Here is a 21,449-nt window from a genome sequence, read left to right on the forward strand (position 1 = left end):
TTCCGGACGCTATCCCGCCGTTTTATTTCACATACTTTTCTTTAATATTTTCCTTTATGACGTTTACAGCATCATTCGCTGATGTTTGTGTCGATTTTTTTCCTGAAGCTGCATCAAAAATTAAACTTTCCGCTCCTGTCCATACTTCAGCCATTTCCGGAATATTTGGAGTCGGCGTTGCTGTTTCATATTGTTTAATCACAGCTGACGTCAGTTCATTCTTTTGCTCATCGGCTTTCTTCCTTGCAGCCGTGTTGGCCGGAACTTCGTTTGTATCCTCATAAAAACCGTAAGCATTGGCATCATTTGCGGCATACTCAAGCCATTTTTCAGCCAGCTCGGGTTCTTTTGTATATTTTGAAGCTACCCAGCCCTTCCCGCCCGCAAAAGGGGCATATTCTTCTCCATTGGGCAATGTCGGAATGGGAGCCGCTCCGTAGTTCAATTTAGCCTCTTTATAATTGGCAGCTGACCAAGGACCGCCAATGATCGCAGCCGCTTTGCCTTCTAAAAACATCTGCTGAATAAAGTCGTCTGCGCTTGAATTGTCTTGCATTCCTTTCGGCCAATATGTTTCAAACCATTTCTCCGCATATTTCACCGCTTCTACAGCTCCTTTATTGTTCAGGCCGATGTCCCCGGAATCTGTGCCGTTTTTTCCAAACACATATCCGCCGTATCCAGCCAATAAGCCGTACGACATATAAAAGTCAGTCCATTTTGCTAAAAATCCGGTTGATTTTCCTTTTTCCGAAGCAAACGCGAATCGAGGATCTTCCGTTAACTTTTCAAGGTCTTTAAATGTTTTTGGCGCTGTTTTTAAAAGATCTTTGTTGTAATACAAAATAAGTGTCTCAATGACTAGCGGCATTCCGTACACTTTGCCGTCAACTGTCACCTGCTGCATTTCTTTATCACCAAAGCTTTTTGTGTTAGATGGCTTAATATCAAGTAAATGTCCTTGTTGTCCCAAACCGCCGATCCGGTCATATGCAGCAAGCATAACATCAGGCGCATTACCCGCCGGGCCATCAAGAGGAAGCGCTTCTAACTGTTCGAACATTTGCTTTTCAACAATTTTTACTGTGACATCATTTTCTTTTTCGAACTTTGTTTTTATGCTTTCAATGTATTCTTTATACGTTTCTTCGACAGACACAGTCAGCACCTTTTTGCCATCAGAGCTTGCTGGATTTTTTGAATTTGAGCAGGCGGCAAGGCCGATTGCCAGGAATGATGCCGCCAATATGGCGAACCCCTTTTTTAAAAGAACCATCTCTTTTCCCCCTTCTATTTACGAAACTATAACAATTGTATTGTCCTATAGAAAGCGGTTACAACAACTTTTGATTTGTTACCGATAACAGAATGTTATACAGGGGCGGCAGCACTCAAAATCAAAAATTCTCCCGGCTGAACGGCAATGACATCGTGATGCTGTAGCGGCTGCTCTGTCCATGCATCACAGATTTTCTTATTCCTTTCAATGTTCAACTCTCGTAAACTGACGTGTTGAACCACATTCCCTTGATTAAAGAAATAAATCAGTATTTTTTCATCAAGAGTCCGCGAAAAGCTAATGAAATCATTTTTGTCGTCCAGCAGATTCCACTCAAGATGTCCTTCAGTCAATAAAGTGCTTTCCTGCTTGCGTAAAGCAATTAACCGTTTCATAAATTGCAGCATGTCTTGGTTTTGCTTCTCCTTTTCCCAAACCATACATTTCCGGCATAATGGATCATTTTCGCCGTCCAGCCCGATTTCCGTTCCGTAATAAATGCATGGTGAGCCTGTCTGGGCAAACATAAAGGCCAGCAACGCGCGTGCTTTCTTCTCATCATTGCGGCACCTGGTCAAAAGGCGCTTTGTATCATGGCTATCCAGTAAATTAAACATCACCTCATTGGCCTGCTTCATTCCATTCATCAAATGTGCATTGACACGGTAGGCCATACGTGAGGCTGGGATCGTCCGGTCAGCAAAATATTCAATCATAGGCTCTGTAAAAGGGTAATTCATCGTCGCATGAAATTCATCCCCTCTAAGCCAGGGTTCGGCAGAATGCCAGATCTCACCTAAAATATAAACGTCAGGCTTTTCAGTAGATACAGCCTGCCTAAATGTCTTCCAAAACACGTGATCCACTTCATTTGCGACATCCAAACGCCAGCCGTCAATGTCAAATTCGCGAATCCAGTACAAAGCAATATCAAGCAAATATTTCTGCACTTCGGGATTAGCCGTGTTTAGCTTCGGCATATCAGCTGTAAAAGCAAACCTGTCATAATTGTCGTCTGTGACGGGAAAAGAGTGAATATGGAACCAGTCTTTATAGCGGGATCGAGCTCCGTTTTTGACGACATCCTGCCATTGCGGAGACGCGCTTCCTATATGGTTAAAAACCGCATCTAGCATAATTCTCATCCCCCGCTGATGAAGCTGGCTGACCAATGTACGAAAAATCTCTGGATCCCCGAAATGCGGATCAATAGAAAAGTAATCCAGCGTGTCGTATTTATGATTAGAAGGCGCGGAAAAGATCGGCGTCAGATAAATGCCGTTCACCCCTAAATCCTCTAAATAATCAAGCTTGTCAACAATCCCTTGCAAATCTCCTCCAAAAAAATCATTGACGCCCGGGTCCTTGCTCCCCCACGGCAATGCATTCTTCGGTGACAAGTCTTCTCTTCCATTTACAAAACGCTCCGGAAAAATTTGATACCAAACCGTTGACTTGACCCATTCAGGCGCTTGAAATGTATCAGCCTCGTGAACAAACGGAAATTTAAAGTAATAATGAATCGTTTCCAGTGTTTTTTCGTTATAAGGGCATACACCCGAACTTCCGAAAAAGATGTCTTCATGATCGTCTGTTACAACAAACGCATATTGTAAACGCCTAAATGGCGGCACCACTTCAGCAAACCAATAGTCATGCATTTCTGTTGCAGCAATTTTTCTCATCGGCTGCTCGTTTGCCGACCATTTGTCGTCGTTGTACTCATAGGGATCACCCCAAATGAATCGAATGTGATCTGCATCACCTTTTTTCGTCCGAATCTTGATATGCACAGTCCGCCCATCATAAGAATAAGCATCTGTGCTGAATGGCTGGTGGTGAATCGCTGCATATTCCATCATGTTTCCCCCTTTGATTTCCGTTTTATTGAAGCCGGCTCATAGTTTGAAAGTATCATGATGAAATTGTGGGAACAATCCTTTTCACCCTGTTACCGATAACAGAATAAGGCGCTTACAGCGTTGATTCTCGTACAATTAACTCTGGTTCAAAAAATAGACTTCCTTGTGCAGCACCGTCTTCATTCATTTTTTTCAGCAACATTTTCGCACAGGCTTCCCCCATTTCAACAACAGGCTGTCTGACCGTAGTCAAGCGCGGCGAGGAGATGCGATCAAGAAACACACCGTCATTCCCGGTAACCGCAACGTCTTCTGGAATTCGCTTTCCAAGCGATTGCGCCGCACGAATGACGCCGAGCGCGATTCGATCAGATGCGCAGACAAATGCGGCCTGATTGTCCATGGATTTCAGCAGTTCTCTTGCAAGGCCTTCACTTTTCTTAGAACTGTTGTCGATCCGAAACATATTCGATTTTTTAAAGCTTTTATTCATCGCCCGTATATACCCCTGTTCTCTTGCACGTTCGAAAGGCTCATCTAAATCAATGCCAAAAAAGACAACTTCCCGCTCCCCCAGCCCCATAACATGGCGGGTTGCCATAAAAGTGCCTTTCTCGTTATTCACATCGATAAAGTCATAGCCCATTTCATTTTGTCCAAATACGACGAGCGGCTTCTCAAACGCTTTTATTACACCTTCAAAATCGTTCTTTCTCAAGCCGGTGGCAATAATGCCGTCACATTGGCCAATATTAAGAGAATTTCTTGTCACAAGCTGGAGAGCATAGTGATTGCGATCCAGCTCCCTGCTGATTCCTGTCAGCAGGTTCATGTAATATGGTTCTGTCGTATCCATTTCCTCAAGTATCAATAGTTTCACAACCTGTGTTCTGTTTTGCACGAGCGCTCTCGCCGCATAATTAGGGATGTAATTCAGCTCTTTCATCGCAGAATGAACAAGCTTTTTCAATTCATCTGTCACCGTCTCAGGGTGATTGATCACTCGTGATACCGTCATTTTCGAAACATTTGCTTTTTTTGCCACATCTGACAATGTTGCCATTTTCATCCCCTCCTTATCTGTGCTTATTATCCAAACTAGTGATAAAGTCCTCTATTACTGTTAAATATACGATGCAGGCAAAAGAGAAATAAAAAAGAGATTTCCCTTAAGGAAACCTCACTTTGTTAAAAACACTCGATATTTCATGGATCATACGCTAGGTGGCAGACTCATTCTCTCCACTTCCATGAGAAAGTCTCTTTTTTAAATTTCTGTCCACTTTTTTTCTAAAATCGGATAAGAATAATTTTGCATTTGCTCAATTAACTCATCCGGCCGTGACGAGCTGTGAATCAGTTTTAGGTGCGATTCGTTAGAAAACCCTTCTTGAATGCTGTATTTCACCATTTTCATCATTGGTTCAAAATATCCGTTTACATTGTACAGTCCGATTGGCTTTTGGTGGATGCCGATCTGTGCCCAGCACAGCACTTCAAATAATTCTTCATATGTACCGAAGCCGCCCGGCATCGAGATAAAGCCGTCAGCCAGCTCGCTCATTTTAGCCTTTCGTTCATGCATCCCGTTTACTTCAATCAGCTCAGTCAAATTCTGATGGACAACCTCTCCGCTGAACAAACCGCTCGGCATGACCCCGATTGCAGTTCCGCCGTTTTCCATAATCGCGTCAGCAATCGTGCCCATCAAGCCTACGCGGGAGCCCCCATAGACAAGGCCGATTCCCTGCTCAGCCATATACACGCCAAGCTCTGCCGCTTTTCTTCTATACGCTTCATTTCCCCCAGGGTTTGATCCCGCAAATACACAAATGGTTTTCATCTTGTCATCTCCGCATCTATATATCGTGTTAAACATTCAAAAACACACTATATATTGTCCCATCTTCATGTGATAATATCAATATGAAATACATAAAGAATGCAGGAGTGATGAGGTTGCAGCTGGCTGATGCAGAAAAATGGATGAAAGAGTTTTACGAAAAAAGAGGCTGGACAGAATACGGACCTTTTATTCGCGTCGGCTTTTTAATGGAGGAAGCCGGAGAATTAGCCCGGGCTGTCAGGGCGTATGAAATCGGCAGAGACCGGCCGGATGAGAAAGAATCGTCACGCGCTGAGCAAAAACAAGAATTGATTGAAGAAATGGGAGATGTCATCGGAAATATCGCCATTCTTGCTGATATGTATGGTGTCTCTTTAGAAGACGTCATGAAGGCCCACCAAGAAAAACTGACAAAACGATTTGAGCATGCATAAAAAAGCGGCTGCGATGGCCGCTTTTTTTAACCTGTGATTTCATCATGGTGATCAAAGAAATGCTGCTTTCCTATTTTGTGAAAAAGGCCTGTTTTATGCAGCAGCTCCTTCGGCTGCGATTGCAATCCTACAATCATCAGCTTTCCATTGTGGCGTTTAATTCGATTCATAATGTTCCCAAGCACCGCTTCAGCTGACGTATCCATATAGTGCACCTTATTCATGAGCAGAATGAGGGTTTTCGGTTTTTTCTGTACATGCTCCAGCAATGACGATTCAAGGGAATCAATTGACCCGAAAAACAGCGGCCCTTCTATGGCATACATGCTGACAGATGGATCTTCTCTCTTCGCCAGAACAGGATGCGATTCCTGATTGTGGATGCGGGTCGCTTCGCTCATTCTTCTGATAAAGAACACAAATGCGAGCAGCAATCCGGTTGCCACACCGATGATTAAGTCAAACAGAACCGTAAGGGCGAAGGTCGCCGCCAAAATAAAGGAATCAGCGTTTTTCAGTCTCAGCATGTTTGCGACTTCCTTGCGCTCACTCATATTCCATGCGACCACCATGAGAATCGGTGCCATACTGGCGAGCGGCACATGGGACGCATAAGGCGCAAATACAAGCAGGACAAGGAGAACGACTACGCCGTGAACGACGCCGGAAACTGGGGAAACCGCTCCGTTTTTTATATTGGTCGCCGTTCTCGCAATCGCTCCTGTAGCCGGGATTCCGCCAAACAGGGGCGCTGCCATATTCGCAATTCCCTGGCCGACAAGCTCCTTGTTGCTGTCATGCTTTGAGCCCTTCATGTTATCGGCGACCATTGCGGACAAAATCGACTCAAGTCCTCCAAGAAGCGCGATGACAAGCGCAGCCGGAAACAGCATAACCATTTTATCCAAAGTAAGCTCAGGAAACTGAAATTCAGGCAAATGGCGGGGGATTTCTCCATAAGTTGACCCGATCGTTGCCATGCGGTCAGGGAAAAAGACAACCGCGACCACTGTGGAAATAAGAAGCGCCAACAAAGCGCCCGGCACTTTAGGCATCACCTTGGCGGATACAAGCAAAATGACGAGCCCGATCACAGCTGTCAAAATGGCATACACGTTAAAGGTGCCGAGCTGCTGAACAATTTCAAACATGTTGTGGTGAAAGTTCTCATGTTTTTCAACATTTCTCAATCCGAGAAAATTAGCGATTTGTTCCGTAAAGATTAACACGGCAATTCCTGCTGTAAAACCGACGATAACGGGTTTAGGCACAAATTTCATTATTTTTCCGAGCTTAAACAGCCCAAACAGCACCAGCATCACTCCTGCCATAAACCCCGCAATCAGCAGATTTTCCAAGCCGTACTGCATGATAATGCCGAACAGTATCGGGACAAAGGCGCCTGTCGGACCGCCAATTTGATATTTAGATCCCCCGAACAAAGAGATACAAATCCCCGCTATAACAACAGTGTACAGCCCGTATTCGGGCTCGACTCCCGAGGCAATGGCAAACGCCATTCCTAAAGGAATTGCCACGACACCTACTACGATACCTGCAATTAAGTCTTTCTGAAATTTCTGTAAATTGTATCCCTTGAATCTCCCTGAGAATCGCATATTTTGTTATAACCTCCCTTATGAGTGATTGTTTATTAGCTCAGTTTCATAACCGTTAATGACCACATCAAGTTTTCCTGTTTCAGGATGAATGACAAGTCCGTGAACCGGCACCTTTTTCGGCAGCAGCGGATGATTCTTAATCATGTTCACACTGTGGGAAACGCTTTCTTCCACGCTGTGAAAACCAGTCAGCCACGTTTTCAAATCGAGTCCGGCACTCGTCAGCAAATTCAGGCAGCTATCCTCCACCCCGCGTTCCTTTGCTTTCTCAAGAATCGAGGACGCATTCAGCCCTGACATTCCGCATTCATGATGGCCGACAATGCATACCTCTTCAGCCTGCAATTCATAAATCGCGACCAGTATGCTTCGCATCACGCTTCCAAATGGGTGAGAAACGATGGCTCCCGCGTTTTTTACAATTTTAGCATCACCGTTTCTAAGCCCCATTGCTTGCGGAAGAAGTTCTGTAAGCCTTGTATCCATACAGGTGACAATGACGAGCTTTTTTGAAGGAAACTTTGTCGTTTTGTACGGTTCATACTTCTTCTCTCTGACAAACCGCTGATTGTGTTCCAAAATTGATGTTAAAGAAACCATTTGATTCATCTCCCATCCATATGATTTTGCAAGCCTTCTTACCCAGCTTACAGTAAGGAATTATAGCATAGGAATAAGCCAAGAAAAGGATTTCAAAAAAAGACACTATAATTGGACTGTAGAATCAAAACATAAACATTTATATCTTTCAAAGATAATAAAATTTATATTTAATGAATCCTATAATCCGGCTGCTGCTCGCATATTGATGATTTGTCTGACAAAAAATATGGGTGAATTCTGATAATTAAAAAACTTTTTTAAGCAGATTTAGCTGTTCGACCTCCATTTTAAGTTCAAAAGAACCAGAAAATAAAAAGAACGCAGCTATATTTTTAACATCTATTTATTTCCGATATAATGAAATAGACAACAGCCATAAAGGGGGAGCCTTGTTGAAACCATTTGTATTTATCACAAAACCGATTCCTGAAGAGATTGAAGCATTCATCGGTGAACATTGCCGTTATGAAGTATGGCAGGAGGATACGCTTCCGAGTGACGTGCTATTTGAAAAATTAAAAGATGCGGAAGGGCTTTTAACGTCAGGGACTTCCGGGCCGTCAATCAATCGTGAGTTGCTGGAGCACGCGCCTAAGCTCAAAGTGGTCAGCAACCAATCAGTAGGCTACGATAACTTCGATATAGAAGCAATGAAAGAAAGAGGAGTCGTCGGGACTCATACACCTTATACACTGGATGACACAGTTGCAGATCTGGCTTTTTCACTGATTCTGTCTTCCGCCAGACGTGTTGCCGAACTGGACCGTTTTGTCAGAGCAGGAAAATGGGGAACCGTGGAAGAGGAAGCGCTTTTCGGAATTGATGTTCATCATCAAACGTTAGGCATTATCGGCATGGGCAGAATTGGAGAACAAGCAGCGAGACGCGCCAAATTTGGTTTTGATATGGAAGTGCTTTATCATAACCGACATCGCAAACAAGAAACAGAAGACAGCATCGGCGTTAAGTATGCAGAGCTTGATACATTGCTGGAGCAATCTGATTTTATTCTTCTCATTACGCCGCTGACTGATGAAACCTATCACATGATAGGAGAACGTGAATTTAAGTTAATGAAGGATTCAGCAATTTTCGTCAATATTTCCCGGGGAAAGACAGTCGATGAAAAAGCACTGGTTCGCGCTCTTCAGGAAGGCTGGATCAGGGGAGCCGGCTTAGATGTATACGAAAAAGAGCCTGTCACCCGAGATAATCCGCTTCTGCAGCTGGATAATGTCACGCTGCTTCCTCATATCGGTTCAGCAACAGCTAAAGTGCGCTTCAACATGTGCAAACAGGCCGCCGAAAATATGATTGCAGCCATTCAAGGACAAACACCGAAAAATCTCACAAGAGAATTTCAATAAATCAAAAATCCGGTCTGATAACAGACCGGATTTCATATTACATACGCTGAAGAACAGCACGCTTATAAATATGGCGGGTGACGATATAATAAACAGCCTGGAATACAAAATAAATGAAGATGACAATTACTGCCTCAAGAAATAAATTGGAATTCAGCATATTACTTAACGCTGCATACGCAAAGCCGGCGTGAATCGCACCTGCAATAAATGGGATGAAGAATAAAAATCCTATTTGCTTTCCAAGGATCGAGTGAATCTCTTTGTCCGTAACCCCTATCCTTTTTAAGGCTAACACCTGCACTCTCGTATCTTCTATTTCCGTAAACATCCGCAAATACAGCATGCTTCCTTGCACGATAAAAAACAGCACGCTGACAAACAGACCAATAAACAGCATTAATGCAACTCCCTGCTTCACAATTTGATAACTAGGAGCACGTGTTTGAAAATCAGATGTATGTTCTTTCGGCACCATGTTTTCAAGCTTTTCAGAGACATCCACCGTCTCCTGCCAATGCTCAAGCTCATAACCTACCATTCTCATCTGTTCCTTCAGCGGCACATCCTGTGACAGACTGTCAAAGCTCTTTTCGCTGACAACCAATAAACGGCTGACTCCATCGACAGACATCAATATCCCTTTGTTTTGCTGCTTTTTCATGACGTAGGAAAGGGTTTTTCCTGACTTCATATGAAATGCTGCTGTTTCCCCTTCTCCAAATGTATCTTTCACCATCATTTGAAAAGAAACATTAATAAATGCTTCATTTTCTTGTAAATGAATAACTGGGAACCCTTTTTCCTTTGCGACTTGATTATAGACCTTTTCTGAAATCAGCAAAGCTTCCGCTTCCATCTTCTTATTTCCATACGGCAAGTCTGACTGAAAAGTGACAGGAATCCCAGTGGCATCCACCTTATACTTGATAACAGCATGAGCTTTTTTCAATGTATTCTCAGCCGTCTCAGGCTTCATGACCTGAAAGCGGGAAGCATCCTTTTCCACCCAGGAAACAGACTGAGGAATGCTTTGCTCCTCCTGCCTTTGTAAATCGGAATAAAACATATAGATGACACCTGTAGCTGTTAATATGACCGCTGTAATGACAGAGGTTAAAAACAGCATGCGTGCATGATCCTTCAGCCTGAATATCATGTTGGAACGCACAATGATATTTGTGCCTTTGTAGAAGCTGTGTTTCTTTCGGTACAGCATGCGGAAAAACGCCACACTGCTTTGTGTAAAAAAGAAATACGTGCCAACTAACACTAAAATCAAAATTGGAAATACCCGAAACATCATGTCAATGGCATTGGCTGTTGCAGATAGATAATAACCGCTGCCAAGACATAGCAAAGACAATACAGTGAGCCATTTCGAATAAACCGGCAAACTTTTCGGCTTTTTGGCCGATTTAATCAGTTCAATGATTTCCAGCTTCCGAATCCGTCCCAGTGATAAAATGAGCAGCGTCTGAAACAGGATGAGAAAGCCGGCAATTGTCATCACAAACGCTTTCGGCACAATGGCAAACGAAATCGGCACCTTCACGCTGAGCATCCATGTCATGATCATAAAAAACAGTTTTGAAAATAACAGGCCTGCTCCAATGCCGGCCGCAATCGCCGCAAGAGAAATAAGTGACTGCTCATAATAAATCATCTTGCGAAGCTGCTGCTTTGATGTGCCAAACAGGGTCAGCAGCCCAAACTCTTTCTTTCTTGCCTGCAAAAACGCTGAATTGGAATATGTGATGAAAAATATACAAAACACAATGATGACGACAAGAGCTGCGCTCAAGCATGTTTTGACAAGGCTTCCGCCATATATATTGTCTTCATTGACATCAGGATGAAAAATAAATGATGTGAAGACAAAAAACACCGAAACGGCAAACACACAGCTTAAAAAGTAGGCCACATACCGTTGCAGATTCCCAAGAATGTTTTTACGGGCGATAGTTCTCAAATTCATGAAAATCGCCTCCCAACACACTCAAGGTATCCAATATACTTTGATAAAACACCTGCCTGTTTGTTCCTCTGTGAATCTCTGAAAAGAAACGTCCGTCTTTAATAAAAACAATTCGTTTACAGAAACTTGCTGCTGTGGCATCATGCGTAACCAACAGAATCGTCGCTTCCTTTTCCTCATTCAGCTGAGCCAGTGTGTTCATCACTTGCTTTGCCGATTTTGAGTCGAGGTTTCCTGTCGGTTCATCGGCAAGAATGAGCGTCGGATTGTGAATAATCGCTCTGGCACAGGCTGCGCGCTGCTGCTGTCCGCCCGACACCTCATATGTGCGGTGATCGAGAATATGCTTGATTTGCAGCGTATCCGCCAGTTCATCCAATCGGGCTTCCATTTCTCTCAGCTTTACCTTATCCAATGCGAGCGGCAAGAGAATATTTTCACGAATCGTCAGCGTATCAAGCAGATTAAAATCCTGAAAGACGAAGCCGAGTTCTCTTCTGCGAAACAAAGCCAGCTCTTGGTCCTTTAACGTTTTCGGCTGAATGCCGTTGATCATCATCTCGCCCTGGGTCGGCTTATCAATGGTAGCCAGCAAATTCAAAAGCGTGGTTTTTCCGCTTCCCGACGGCCCCATAATCCCGACAAATTCTCCTTTTGACACACTGAGATCAAAGGCGCTGAGCGCTTGGTATGATATTGTTCCTTTATTTGAATAATACGTTTTCGATAGGTTCGTTGTTTGCAACACGTTCATGTTCTGCTCCTCCTTTTTCTTTATTATAAAAAGGAAGTCAGCATCCTCCCATCGAACTTTCTTGCAATTCCGCTCCCCAACCTTACAATGCTGTCACATTCACGAGGGTGTCACTTGAAAACACGATGGTCATCACAGTGCCAGCCCCTTCTTTTGATTCCGCATACAGCTTATGGCCGAGACGGCTGCACACCTGTTTTGCTAAATAAAGGCCCATTCCAGTTGCCTCTTTCATGGTTCGTCCGTTTTCTCCGGTAAAAAACGCGTCAAAAATCCGCGGCAGATCCTGCGGCGGTATGCCGATTCCTTCGTCGGCAACCGACAAGCGCGTCTCATGTCCCTGTGTTTCAATCCGGATTGTAATAGGGTCTCCCACACCTTGCTTTGAATATTTTAAGGCGTTGAAAAGGATTTGCTCAACAACAAAGGAAAGCCACTTTTGATCACTGGAAATCTGAACGGCATTTGGCGGCACATGTAATGTTGGAAAAAGGCGCCGTTTAATAAACTGACGTTTTTCCTGATTGATCAGTGAACGAACCATTTCTGCCAAATCAAAGGTTTGCGGCTTTACATCAAATGCAAATTCCTCCAGCCGGGCCGTTTGCAGCATCATATCAAGACCGTGGCGAAATCTCTCATTCTCATCCTCCAGCTCCTCTAAAAACGTCGGAAAAGAGGATGAAGTTCCGTTTTTTCCTTCCTGAATCATTAAGGATATGACGGATACCGGTGTTTTCATATGGTGGACCCATTGGTTGGTGAAGGTATAATGCTGTTTTTGCTGATTGATATATTGTGAGAGCCTGCTTTCGTATTGCTGCCCGAGTGCGTTGATCATCTTCGTCCAAAGCGCTTGCTCTCCTGTTCTTGGCTTTCTGGCTTTCAAAGACTGTCCGATGTCATTCGAAGAAGAGGCTTGTTCTGCAAGCTTTTTAACATATGTGAGAAAGGAAAATTGCCGAACATAATCTGCAGCAAAACCTGCGGCTAAAAGAGTACCGGGCAAAATCCATATGTACATCATATTTTCTTTGGAAGGTTCTGCGCCGCTCTCTACAATGCTTAAATACGCAATCAGCATGGCGGACCCTATCCCTAATAATGAAAATAGAATAATGGCTAAGCGGTCGATGAGATAAGTCTTTAACACTCCGCTTCATCCTTCCGATTGACTTGAAATTGATAGCCTTGTCCTCTGATTGTGGAAATGCAATCTTTCAGTCCTGCATTCTCCAGTTTTCTCCGCAGCCGGTTGACATTGACCGTTAACGTATTGTCATCGACAAAATCAACGTCATCCCATAACGCCTCCAATAGTTCATCACGAGAAACAATTTTTTTATGCTCCCTCACAAAAATCGAGAGAAGCTGGAATTCTTTTTGGGAAAACAAAATCCGGACGCTGTTCCACTCCGCTTCATTTTGATCAGGATAAATCGTCAGCCCGCCAAGCTCCACTATTCTTGATTCCTGCGGCAAAGAGGGCGAGTATTCTCCATATGTGCGGCGCAGGACGCTTTTGATTTTGGCCATCACTACCTCTAGATGGAACGGCTTTGTGATATAATCATCGCCGCCATTTTCAATCGCCATTACCTGATTCAGCTCATCAGTCCGTGCCGATATAAAGATAATCGGCGCATTGGAAATGGTACGGATTTGCCTGCACCAATAAAACCCGTCAAAAAAAGGCAGGTTGATATCAAGCAGCACAAGATCAGGCTTCATTTCTGCAAATTCCAATTTTATATCATTCAGCTGTTCAGCAATTTTCACTTCATATCCGTATTTTTGAAGATGACCGCCCAGCAAAGAAGCAATCCGCTCATCATCTTCCACAAGCAAAATCCGATACACGTTGATCCCCCTTATATGTACATCACGATGATTTTTCTAGAAGATTCCAAAATTATTATAGCATGTGCGGAATAGTAAATCGGTCTTTTTCTTTTCGTTATGATAGAATGATAAAGGTAAAAATTTCATAATAGGCAGGTGTCGTGATGAAGAAAATCATGCTGTTTCTGGCAATTACGTCAATTCTTTCAGCATGTCAGCCCAACTATACCGGGAAATACATAGAAATTGGGGATACACTAACTGACTATACCAAAGAGTGCTTTAAAGAGAATGAAATTCCTTATAAATATGAAAAGGGAAAACTGTATATCCCAGAAGACGCATTTGATACAGCAATCTACACTTGTTCATAAGAAAAAGCTTGCAGATAATAACCTGCAAGCTTTTCACGTTACAAAAAATGAGTATTTAATTTCTCTTCAAATTCTGAAGGGCCAATGTCACTTTTTTGAATGTCACTGCCGTTTTCATGAATCGTAAAATAGCGCTCTGACATGACCATCCTTCCGCTCGGCGTCAGCTTTGAGGCAAGCGGGGATTTGTTAAAAGGAGATTTTTCATGAGAGTGAATGATATCCTTCATGTTATCTAAGTCCCCGAGATCACTCTCTTCAAGAGTAAAGGCGTAACCGATTTGCCAGCCTTCTCCTTTGTCCATCAGCAGAACATGGCTGCCCTTTTCTGTCTCTTCTTTTTTGATTCGGAATGACCCAACTGGTGACTGTACCGTTTCTCCGGAAAGCGGTATCGGCTGGAGCGCCAGGTTGATGCCGAAGCCGATATCAACGATGTAATCGCCGTTTTCGGCAGACAGCCATACAGCAGCATGCGTCCCTTCAAGTGCCCATCCCTCTTGATTGCCTGCATAAACCGTTCCTCGAATGAGCTTCACATGAAACCCGGCCTCATGCAAGACAAAATAAAGGAAACCATTTAGATCGTAGCATAGGCCGCCATGCTGATCTTTGAGCAGACGTCGCCATAGCTCTTCTTTTGTGATCTTATAATTCTCTTTTGCAAGTACGGCACGGTTTTCGAATGGAAAACGGTATGCCATTGCTTTGAGAAAAAGGGGAAGATCGCCGAAGCTGACATGATCTTTCTCCCAGCCAATTTTCTGAAAGCAATCTTTTAGAAAGTCACTCATTTTTATCACCTAAACTTCTTCTTGAACGTAAGCAGCCAGCTTCTCCAGCGCCTCTTGTTCATCTTCTCCCTGGGCAATCAAGATAACCTCAGTGCCTGTGCTTACCGCAAGGCTCATCAGCCCCATGATGCTTTTGGCGTTTACTTTTTTCCCATCCTTCTCAAGAAACACATCTGACGTAAACCGGTTTGCTTCTTGTACAAACAAAGCAGCAGGACGTGCTTGCAGTCCTGTCTTTAATCGAACTTCCACTTTCTGTTGAACCATAAGATCTCCCCTTTTCTTTACGGTTATTTTAAAGTGACGGTTTGCCCTGTCCGCAGCTGTTCTGCGATTTCGTCAAGTTTTCTCAGCCTGTGATTGATCCCTGATTTGCTGATTTTCCCGCTTGCTACCATTTCCCCCAGCTCTTTCAGCGTCACTTCCTGATAATCAATCCGAAGCTGCGCAATTTCCCGAAGTTTTTCAGGCAGCGCCTCCAGGCCGATTCTTTCATCGATGTATTTAATATTTTCCACCTGTCTCAGCGATGCGCCGATCGTTTTGTTTAAGTTGGCTGTTTCACAATTGACGAGGCGGTTGACCGAATTTCTCATGTCCCGAACGATTCTGACATCCTCAAATCGCAGAAGCGAATTGTGAGCACCGATTACGTTCAGAAACTCTGTAATCTTTTCAGCCTCTTTTAAATAGGTAATGTAGCCTTTTTTCCGTTCAAGCGTTTTGCTGTTTAACTGAAACTCATTTAACAGGTCACATAATGAATCGTTATGCTCCTTATAAAGAGAGAAGATTTCTAAATGATACGAGGAGGTTTCCGGGTTATTGACCGAACCTCCTGCCAAAAATGCTCCTCTCATATAAGAACGCTTGCAGCATCTCTTTTTGACCAGCTCTTTCGAAATACTTCGTTCAAACACAAAATTCTCCCCGAGTATTTTTAAATCCTCTAAGATCGTTTTTGCATTTTCTGAAAAACGCACAATATAGACGTTATTCTTTTTCAGCCGCATTTTCTTTCTGACCAGCAGCTCGACCGACACATCATATTGTTTTTTCAGCAATGTATAGATGCGGCGGGCAATCGCCGCGTTTTCGGTTTGAACATCGAGTACGAGATGGCGGTTTGTAAATGATAAAGCTCCGTTCATCCGAATGAGTGCAGACAGCTCGGCATTAATGCAGCAGTCCTTCACTTCCAGATTCGTTAATTCTTTTTTTGTTTCTGATGCAAATGACATATAGCCACCTCATTTCAAGGCTTCATTCTTTCAGTAAATCAACAAGAAGAGAGGCCACTTTATGTGTATCGTGACGTATTACGTCATTTTTATACGTTACAATTTGATCTCTGATGACTTCAAGCCCCATCGCTTTCAGCTCTTCGATATCAAAATCAACAGGACGCGCCGATTCCATTTCGTACTTACGTTTTATTTCGTCGGGAATGTCTTCACTGTTCACTAATATCGTATCAATAAAACCACAGCCCATATGCTGATTGAGCGCTTTCACATGATCAGCAGCGGTGTAATGGAGCGTTTCGCCGGGCTGAGTCATCACGTTGCAAATGTATACTTTTTTCGCCGGCGCCTTTATCACTTCTTCCCCGATTTTTGGGACGAGCAAATTGGGAAGAATGCTTGTATAGAGGCTTCCCGGGCCGATAATAATCAAATCCGCTTCCCTGATCACGTCTATTGTTTCCGGCAGCGGATCAATCTGTTCAGGCGTGAGAAAAACACGCTTAATACGCTGTCCGTATTCCGGGATCGTTGACTCGCCTGAGACCACGCGGCCGTCTTCCATCTCAGCATGCAAAACGACACTGGCATTGGCAGCCGGCAAAACCTTTCCTCTTACATTCAGCACCTTGCTCATTTCTGTGACAGCGTGAAAAAAATCACCGGTTATATTTGTCATCGCTGCCAAAATCAAATTCCCGAGAGAATGGCCTGTTAAGTCATTCCCTTTATTGAAGCGGTGCTGAAAAAGATCTTCAACAAGCGGCTCCACATCGGATAAAGCGGCAAGCACATTTCTGATGTCTCCGGGAGGCGGAATTTTCAGTTCATTCCGCAGACGGCCAGAGCTTCCCCCATCATCGGCAACTGTTACAATGGCCGTGATGTCAACGGGTTTATGCTTTAAGCCCCGAAGCAATACAGAAAGACCTGTACCGCCGCCAAAGATTGCGATTTTCGGCTTTTGTCCCATCTTATTTCCGGCTTCTCTTTTCAATGTCCCGGTGAGTAACATGAGTATAGTAATCCTTTTTGAAATAATCAGCTAAATTCTCGGCTAATGTCACAGAGCGGTGCTGGCCCCCTGTACAGCCGATCGCAATGACAACCTGGCTTTTTCCTTCTCTTTTGTAAGATGGAAGCATAAAGCTCAGCAGATCAATTAATTTCTCATTGAACTTTTGAGTTTCATTCCACTTCATGACGTAAGAGGAAACCTCTTTATCCTTGCCAGTCAGCGGCCGCATGCTTTCGATATAGTACGGATTCGGCAAAAATCTGACATCAAAAACGAGATCTGCATCAATTGGAATACCGTATTTAAAACCAAATGACATGACATTCACGGTAAATGTCTCTCCTTGGTTTGTCGCAAAGTGCTTCACGATTTTTTCACGCAAATCACGCGGCTTCATGTCAGACGTATCGTAAATGATTTGAGAGCGGCCTTTTAATTCCTCAAGCAGCTCTCGTTCCAGCGCGATGCCTTCAAGCGGCAGGCCAGTCGCTGCCAGCGGATGCGAGCGTCTCGTTTCTTTATATCTTGTGACGAGAATGGAATCCTTCGCGTCCAGGAATAAAATTCGCGGTGTGATCCACGGATTTTCGGCCATTTCATCCAGCGCTTCAATCAGCCGGTCAAAAAATTCGCGGCCGCGCAGATCCATCACGAGCGCAACTTTGCTCATTTTCGAATTTGATTCCTTCATCAGCTCTAAAAACTTCGGAAGCAATGAAGGCGGAAGATTATCGACGCAGAAATAGCCGAGATCTTCAAAGCTTTGGATCGCGACAGTTTTCCCCGCTCCCGACATTCCGGTTATAATGACAAGCTGAATATCATGTGATTCACTAACACTCATCTTTCTCCCCCCTGACTTGTCTTTCTATTTGATGTGCTGCGGGTCTAAACGATAACTGAGCAGCTCAAATTCCGGTGTATACGTAAATGTGCCGTGCAGCAGCCCTTGTCCCTTCATCATAAAATCAAGGATATGGCCGTCTCCAGGGGCCATAGGCAGGTTCTGAATGTCATTGACATCGTGCCACTGCAGTTTGCCTTCCTCTGATTCTGATACATTTTGTCCTGTATAAGAATCCGCGACAAACGTAAACATCATCCACTCGGAGACAATGTGGTCACCGTCTTTAATAATAAAGGTAAAAACGCCTTTTAATTGAGGATTTATGATATAGATACCAGTCTCTTCTCTGTACTCTCTGATGACGGAGTCTCTGACTGATTCTCCGCTCTCCATCTTGCCTCCCGGCGCGACCCACCATCCGCGTCTCGGCTTTTGAAGCAGAAGAACTTTGTCATCCGTCTTAAGCACACAATTTGTCACTCTTTGCAAGTACGTCACCTAACCTTCGTCCTGTCATCGTCTCTTTATTATACCGCTTCAAGATGCCTCCCACAATGAAGAGACATTGACAATCTTTTCTTCTATTTTACAGCATATTCATTCCTTAATTCAGATGATTTTGCTGTAACTGGCATTCATCTTTTATTTATGGACAAAAAAAGGACACGGATAACTGGAGAATCCGTGCCAAAAAAGTGTATTCATTATAAAAAGGGGGTCAATTACTTTATTAATCATAACCGAAAAGCATTACACATGTGTTACAGCGGAATTAAAACCCAGTAACGTAATGTGAAACTCGTATGACAGCCCTTTTTATTTTAAGGTTTTCAGCGTTTCTTGGAGCTCTTCGACATAATGCTGTACGCTTTGTGCCGCAATACTTCCGTCTCCTGTAGCCGTTACGATTTGGCGCAGTGATTTTTCGCGGATGTCTCCGGCAGCGAAAATCCCTTCAACCTTAGTTTCCATGCGGTCGTTTGTTTCGATATAGCCTTCTTCATTCGTAATGCCCAGGTTTTCAAACGGTTTAGACAGAGGAAGCATGCCGATGTAAATGAATACGCCGTCTGTTTTGAATTCACTTTCTTCACCGGTTACCGTATCGACAAGCGTTACGTTACCGACTTTGCCGTTTTCCTCATGAATTTCCTTCACGGTTTTGTTCCATAGGAAGTCAACTTTTTCATTATCAAATGCTCTCGCTTGAAGAATACTTTGAGCACGGAGTTTATCACGTCTGTGAACAATCGTTACTTTTGAAGCGAAACGAGTCAGATATACGCCTTCTTCAACCGCGGAATCTCCGCCGCCAACAACGACAAGTTCTTTGCCTTTAAAGAAAGCGCCGTCACATACTGCACAATAAGATACACCGCGTCCGCCCAATTCTTTTTCGCCAGGCACGCCGATTTTTTTATATTCCGCACCAGCAGCAATGATGACAGCACGGGCTTTATATTCTTTTGAACCAGCTTTGACTACTTTGTACTCTTTGCCGTCAACGACTTCTTTAATATCGCCATAAGCGTATTCAGCGCCGAATTTTTTCGCGTGTTCAAACATTTTGTTAGAAAGCTCAGGCCCAAGGATACTTTCGAATCCAGGATAGTTTTCTACATCTTCCGTATTGGCCATTTGTCCGCCAGGAATTCCTCTTTCAATCATTAATGTCGATAAATTCGCTCTTGATGTGTATACAGCGGCCGTCATCCCAGCAGGGCCCGCGCCGATTATAATCACGTCATAAATTTTTTCTTCTGACACACTATTCACTCCTTAAACCATCTTTTCAAGTTTGGGCTCTTTCTTATAAGATAAGAATCCCCATCAAACGTATTCCTTACCCATATCCTATAAAATCTCATGGTGATACGCTATTTTTTTGCTCAACACGATTAAATGTATTCGAAAAGGGTATATGTTAATAAAGAAAGAGCCTTCTGTTTTAGAAGGCCCTTGTCATATTTATTATTGAACAACACGTCTTACAACGCCTTTAAATGCTTTTTTCCAGTAAGGATTGCTCATAGAGTCAACAGATACACCATGAGATGTATTGTCGTTTAGGAATGTACCGTTACCTAAGTAGATTCCTACGTGTCCATTCGTTTTGTAAGTGTCAAAGAACACAAGGTCTCCGCGTTTCATTTCGGACGAGCTGACAGCTTGTCCTCTGCCAACTAACGTATCAGTTGTTGTTCCGCCGACAGGTCCAAGGTTAACACCTGCAGAAGCGTATGCCCAGCGTACGAATGATGAGCAGTCAAAAATACGGTTGTTGATATCAGACTGAGTGCGTCCGCCGCCAAACTTGTATGGAGATTGTCCTACAATGCTTGAACCAACGCTGATCGCGCCTTCAATTCCGCCGGAGTTGCTGATAACAGTGCCGCCTGAATTGCTGTTTGAGCCGCTGCTCTTCTTAGAAGATGAGCCGTTAGACGAACTGTTTGATGAACCGTTAGAAGAATTGTCCGAAGAATCATCAGATGAGCTTGCTTTTGCTGATTCAGTTGTGGCCGTTTGGCTGTCATCTGTTTGTGTTTCATCAGATGCTTTTTGTGCTTCTTCCTGCTTTTTGATCAAAGCAGCCGCTGCTTCTTGTTCTTTTTTGATGCGTGCTTGTTCAGCTTCAGTATTTGCTTTTTGATTTGCAAGTTCAGACGCCTCTGATTTTAATTCAGAAATCGCTTTAGCCGTTTTCTTCTGGCTTGCTTTTGCTTCGTCGAAAAGCTTGTCTTTTTCATTAAGCTGTTTATCAAGGTCTTTTTGCATTGTTTCTAATTTAGCCAATGCAGCTTGAACTTCTTTCAGCTTGTCATTCAAATCCGCTTCGGAATCTTCGAGCTTCGCTTTATCCTGCTCTTGCTGTTTGATTAAATCTTTGTCTGCGTCCACAATAGATGAAACCGCAGTCGCACGAGAGATAAAGTCACCAAAGCTTGTTGATCCTAGAAGAACATCTATGTATCCTTGAGATCCGCCGCTTTCCTGTAAAGAACGAACGCGTTTTTTCAGGATTTCATTGCGTTTTTCGATACGTGCTTCTGTTTCTTTAATCTCTTTTTTCAGTTTTTTGATTTCTTCTTTTGTTTTATCATTTTCTTCTTTTTTATCTTCGATCTTGTTGCTTGTATCAAGCGCCTTAGCGTTAATGTCTTTCAGTTCTTTTTCAATCTTTGATTGATTTTCCTGAAGCTCAGTTAATTCTTTTTCCTTCGCTTCAATGCTGGAAGCAACCTCAGATTGCTTGCTTTCGATTTTTTGTTTCTTTTCATCTAATGTTTCCGCCGATGCAGTTTTACTTGTAAATGGGATCAAAAAACTGCTTGTCCCGATGACGGAAGCCAAACCAAGTGTAATTAAACTCTTTCTCACTTTTTATATCCTCCCTTTTACTGTGAACCTGTCCTCATTTGGAATCGTATTTTGAACATCAAGTTTCGTTCCTCATACTCTACGAGGAATGATGGTTGTTTATGGTTAATTATTCTGTGCATCTCTTATTCTGGTTGTATAGCGTTTATTTCACATCATATGTAAAAAACACTAATTCCTTATGTACGAGAATCATTATACCAT

The 21,449-nt window shown here is 43.4% G+C and carries 21 protein-coding genes; 3 read left to right on the forward strand and 18 right to left on the reverse strand.

Going from position 1 to position 21,449, the window contains the following annotated elements:
• Positions 1-22: 22 nt before the first annotated feature.
• The 4 genes from mdxE to ACFVP7_RS19000 form a co-directional block, all read right to left on the reverse strand.
• Positions 23-1,276 carry a maltodextrin ABC transporter substrate-binding protein MdxE gene (gene mdxE / locus ACFVP7_RS18985; protein ID WP_163135864.1) on the reverse strand — a complete coding sequence of 418 codons (1,254 nt, stop codon included), beginning with the start codon at positions 1,274-1,276 and terminating at the stop codon, positions 23-25.
• Positions 1,277-1,371: 95 nt separating this feature from the next.
• Positions 1,372-3,141: a maltogenic alpha-amylase gene (gene mdxD / locus ACFVP7_RS18990; RefSeq protein WP_396582709.1), complete on the reverse strand. Its 1,770-nt coding sequence runs from the start codon at positions 3,139-3,141 to the stop codon at positions 1,372-1,374.
• A gap of 112 nt (positions 3,142-3,253) precedes the next feature.
• Complete coding sequence (locus tag ACFVP7_RS18995) at positions 3,254-4,204, reverse strand: LacI family DNA-binding transcriptional regulator (RefSeq protein ID WP_029318349.1); 951 nt, start codon at positions 4,202-4,204, stop codon at positions 3,254-3,256.
• Between the two features lie 204 nt (positions 4,205-4,408).
• Complete coding sequence (locus ACFVP7_RS19000) at positions 4,409-4,984, reverse strand: TIGR00730 family Rossman fold protein (RefSeq protein ID WP_064671551.1); 576 nt, start codon at positions 4,982-4,984, stop codon at positions 4,409-4,411.
• Between the two features lie 116 nt (positions 4,985-5,100).
• On the opposite strand from ACFVP7_RS19000, the gene ACFVP7_RS19005 reads away from it, so the two are divergent.
• Complete coding sequence (locus tag ACFVP7_RS19005; protein WP_003242570.1) at positions 5,101-5,421, forward strand: MazG nucleotide pyrophosphohydrolase domain-containing protein; 321 nt, start codon at positions 5,101-5,103, stop codon at positions 5,419-5,421.
• Positions 5,422-5,447: 26 nt separating this feature from the next.
• Here ACFVP7_RS19005 and ACFVP7_RS19010 read toward each other — a convergent pair whose 3' ends face one another.
• A complete protein-coding gene (locus ACFVP7_RS19010; protein ID WP_003228175.1) occupies positions 5,448-7,040 on the reverse strand; it encodes a SulP family inorganic anion transporter in 1,593 nt (530 codons plus the stop codon).
• Positions 7,041-7,058: 18 nt separating this feature from the next.
• The gene (locus ACFVP7_RS19015; protein ID WP_003228173.1) at positions 7,059-7,652 is read right to left on the reverse strand and encodes a carbonic anhydrase; all 594 of its coding nucleotides are present in this window, start codon (positions 7,650-7,652) and stop codon (positions 7,059-7,061) included.
• A 383-nt stretch (positions 7,653-8,035) separates the two neighbouring features.
• Between ACFVP7_RS19015 and ACFVP7_RS19020 the strand changes: the two genes are divergently transcribed.
• Positions 8,036-9,013 (forward strand): D-glycerate dehydrogenase, encoded by a 978-nt coding sequence (locus tag ACFVP7_RS19020; protein ID WP_072173470.1) that lies wholly within the window; start codon positions 8,036-8,038, stop codon positions 9,011-9,013.
• 37 nt (positions 9,014-9,050) lie between these two features.
• Here ACFVP7_RS19020 and psdB read toward each other — a convergent pair whose 3' ends face one another.
• From psdB to psdR, 4 genes are all read right to left on the reverse strand, one after another.
• Positions 9,051-10,991, reverse strand: coding sequence for a lantibiotic ABC transporter permease PsdB (psdB, locus tag ACFVP7_RS19025; RefSeq protein WP_338731065.1), 1,941 nt, complete (start codon positions 10,989-10,991; stop codon positions 9,051-9,053).
• A complete protein-coding gene (gene psdA / locus ACFVP7_RS19030) occupies positions 10,966-11,745 on the reverse strand; it encodes a lantibiotic ABC transporter ATP-binding protein PsdA (protein ID WP_038829455.1) in 780 nt (259 codons plus the stop codon). The genes psdB and psdA overlap by 26 nt, the downstream gene beginning before the upstream one ends.
• 82 nt (positions 11,746-11,827) lie before the next feature.
• Positions 11,828-12,898, reverse strand: a complete 1,071-nt coding sequence (psdS, locus tag ACFVP7_RS19035) for a two-component sensor histidine kinase PsdS (protein WP_003242699.1) — start codon at positions 12,896-12,898, stop codon at positions 11,828-11,830.
• The gene (gene psdR, locus ACFVP7_RS19040; RefSeq protein WP_003228163.1) at positions 12,892-13,605 is read right to left on the reverse strand and encodes a two-component system response regulator PsdR; all 714 of its coding nucleotides are present in this window, start codon (positions 13,603-13,605) and stop codon (positions 12,892-12,894) included. The genes psdS and psdR overlap by 7 nt, the downstream gene beginning before the upstream one ends.
• Positions 13,606-13,751: 146 nt before the next feature.
• Here psdR and ACFVP7_RS19045 point away from each other — a divergent pair, with 146 nt between their 5' ends.
• Positions 13,752-13,961, forward strand: coding sequence for a hypothetical protein (locus ACFVP7_RS19045; RefSeq protein WP_014665489.1), 210 nt, complete (start codon positions 13,752-13,754; stop codon positions 13,959-13,961).
• A 38-nt stretch (positions 13,962-13,999) separates the two neighbouring features.
• Here the strand turns inward: ACFVP7_RS19045 and ACFVP7_RS19050 are convergent, their stop codons facing one another.
• The 8 genes from ACFVP7_RS19050 to cwlO form a co-directional block, all read right to left on the reverse strand.
• Positions 14,000-14,764, reverse strand: coding sequence for an arylamine N-acetyltransferase (locus ACFVP7_RS19050; RefSeq protein ID WP_338731072.1), 765 nt, complete (start codon positions 14,762-14,764; stop codon positions 14,000-14,002).
• Positions 14,765-15,022, reverse strand: a complete 258-nt coding sequence (locus tag ACFVP7_RS19055) for an HPr family phosphocarrier protein (protein WP_077671033.1) — start codon at positions 15,020-15,022, stop codon at positions 14,765-14,767.
• A gap of 23 nt (positions 15,023-15,045) precedes the next feature.
• Positions 15,046-15,996, reverse strand: coding sequence for a DNA-binding protein WhiA (whiA, locus tag ACFVP7_RS19060; RefSeq protein ID WP_003228147.1), 951 nt, complete (start codon positions 15,994-15,996; stop codon positions 15,046-15,048).
• Positions 15,997-16,018: 22 nt separating this feature from the next.
• Complete coding sequence (gene mgfK / locus ACFVP7_RS19065) at positions 16,019-16,972, reverse strand: gluconeogenesis morphogenetic factor (RefSeq protein ID WP_003244450.1); 954 nt, start codon at positions 16,970-16,972, stop codon at positions 16,019-16,021.
• Position 16,973: 1 nt separating this feature from the next.
• Positions 16,974-17,861 carry an RNase adapter RapZ gene (rapZ, locus tag ACFVP7_RS19070; protein WP_003243903.1) on the reverse strand — a complete coding sequence of 296 codons (888 nt, stop codon included), beginning with the start codon at positions 17,859-17,861 and terminating at the stop codon, positions 16,974-16,976.
• A gap of 24 nt (positions 17,862-17,885) precedes the next feature.
• The gene (locus ACFVP7_RS19075; protein WP_273796507.1) at positions 17,886-18,362 is read right to left on the reverse strand and encodes an 8-oxo-dGTP diphosphatase; all 477 of its coding nucleotides are present in this window, start codon (positions 18,360-18,362) and stop codon (positions 17,886-17,888) included.
• Positions 18,363-18,680: 318 nt separating this feature from the next.
• Positions 18,681-19,631 carry a thioredoxin-disulfide reductase gene (trxB, locus tag ACFVP7_RS19080; RefSeq protein ID WP_003228139.1) on the reverse strand — a complete coding sequence of 317 codons (951 nt, stop codon included), beginning with the start codon at positions 19,629-19,631 and terminating at the stop codon, positions 18,681-18,683.
• A gap of 204 nt (positions 19,632-19,835) precedes the next feature.
• A complete protein-coding gene (gene cwlO, locus ACFVP7_RS19085) occupies positions 19,836-21,245 on the reverse strand; it encodes a peptidoglycan DL-endopeptidase CwlO (protein ID WP_338731081.1) in 1,410 nt (469 codons plus the stop codon).
• Between the last annotated feature and the right edge of the window lie 204 nt (positions 21,246-21,449).

Source organism: Bacillus sp. SG20033 (assembly GCF_044570195.1).
GTDB lineage: Bacteria > Bacillota > Bacilli > Bacillales > Bacillaceae > Bacillus > Bacillus subtilis.

Bases quoted from the DNA above. Each gene is read 5' to 3' on its own strand.
- mdxE (WP_163135864.1), bottom strand. From the start codon at position 1,276: ATGGTTCTTTTAAAAAAGGGGTTCGCCATATTGGCGGCATCATTCCTG.
- mdxD (WP_396582709.1), bottom strand. From the start codon at position 3,141: ATGATGGAATATGCAGCGATTCACCACCAGCCATTCAGCACAGATGCT.
- ACFVP7_RS18995 (WP_029318349.1), bottom strand. From the start codon at position 4,204: ATGGCAACATTGTCAGATGTGGCAAAAAAAGCAAATGTTTCGAAAATG.
- ACFVP7_RS19000 (WP_064671551.1), bottom strand. From the start codon at position 4,984: ATGAAAACCATTTGTGTATTTGCGGGATCAAACCCTGGGGGAAATGAA.
- ACFVP7_RS19010 (WP_003228175.1), bottom strand. From the start codon at position 7,040: ATGCGATTCTCAGGGAGATTCAAGGGATACAATTTACAGAAATTTCAG.
- ACFVP7_RS19015 (WP_003228173.1), bottom strand. From the start codon at position 7,652: ATGAATCAAATGGTTTCTTTAACATCAATTTTGGAACACAATCAGCGG.
- psdB (WP_338731065.1), bottom strand. From the start codon at position 10,991: ATGAATTTGAGAACTATCGCCCGTAAAAACATTCTTGGGAATCTGCAA.
- psdA (WP_038829455.1), bottom strand. From the start codon at position 11,745: ATGAACGTGTTGCAAACAACGAACCTATCGAAAACGTATTATTCAAAT.
- ACFVP7_RS19045 (WP_014665489.1), top strand. From the start codon at position 13,752: ATGAAGAAAATCATGCTGTTTCTGGCAATTACGTCAATTCTTTCAGCA.
- ACFVP7_RS19055 (WP_077671033.1), bottom strand. From the start codon at position 15,022: ATGGTTCAACAGAAAGTGGAAGTTCGATTAAAGACAGGACTGCAAGCA.
- whiA (WP_003228147.1), bottom strand. From the start codon at position 15,996: ATGTCATTTGCATCAGAAACAAAAAAAGAATTAACGAATCTGGAAGTG.
- mgfK (WP_003244450.1), bottom strand. From the start codon at position 16,972: ATGGGACAAAAGCCGAAAATCGCAATCTTTGGCGGCGGTACAGGTCTT.
- rapZ (WP_003243903.1), bottom strand. From the start codon at position 17,861: ATGAGTGTTAGTGAATCACATGATATTCAGCTTGTCATTATAACCGGA.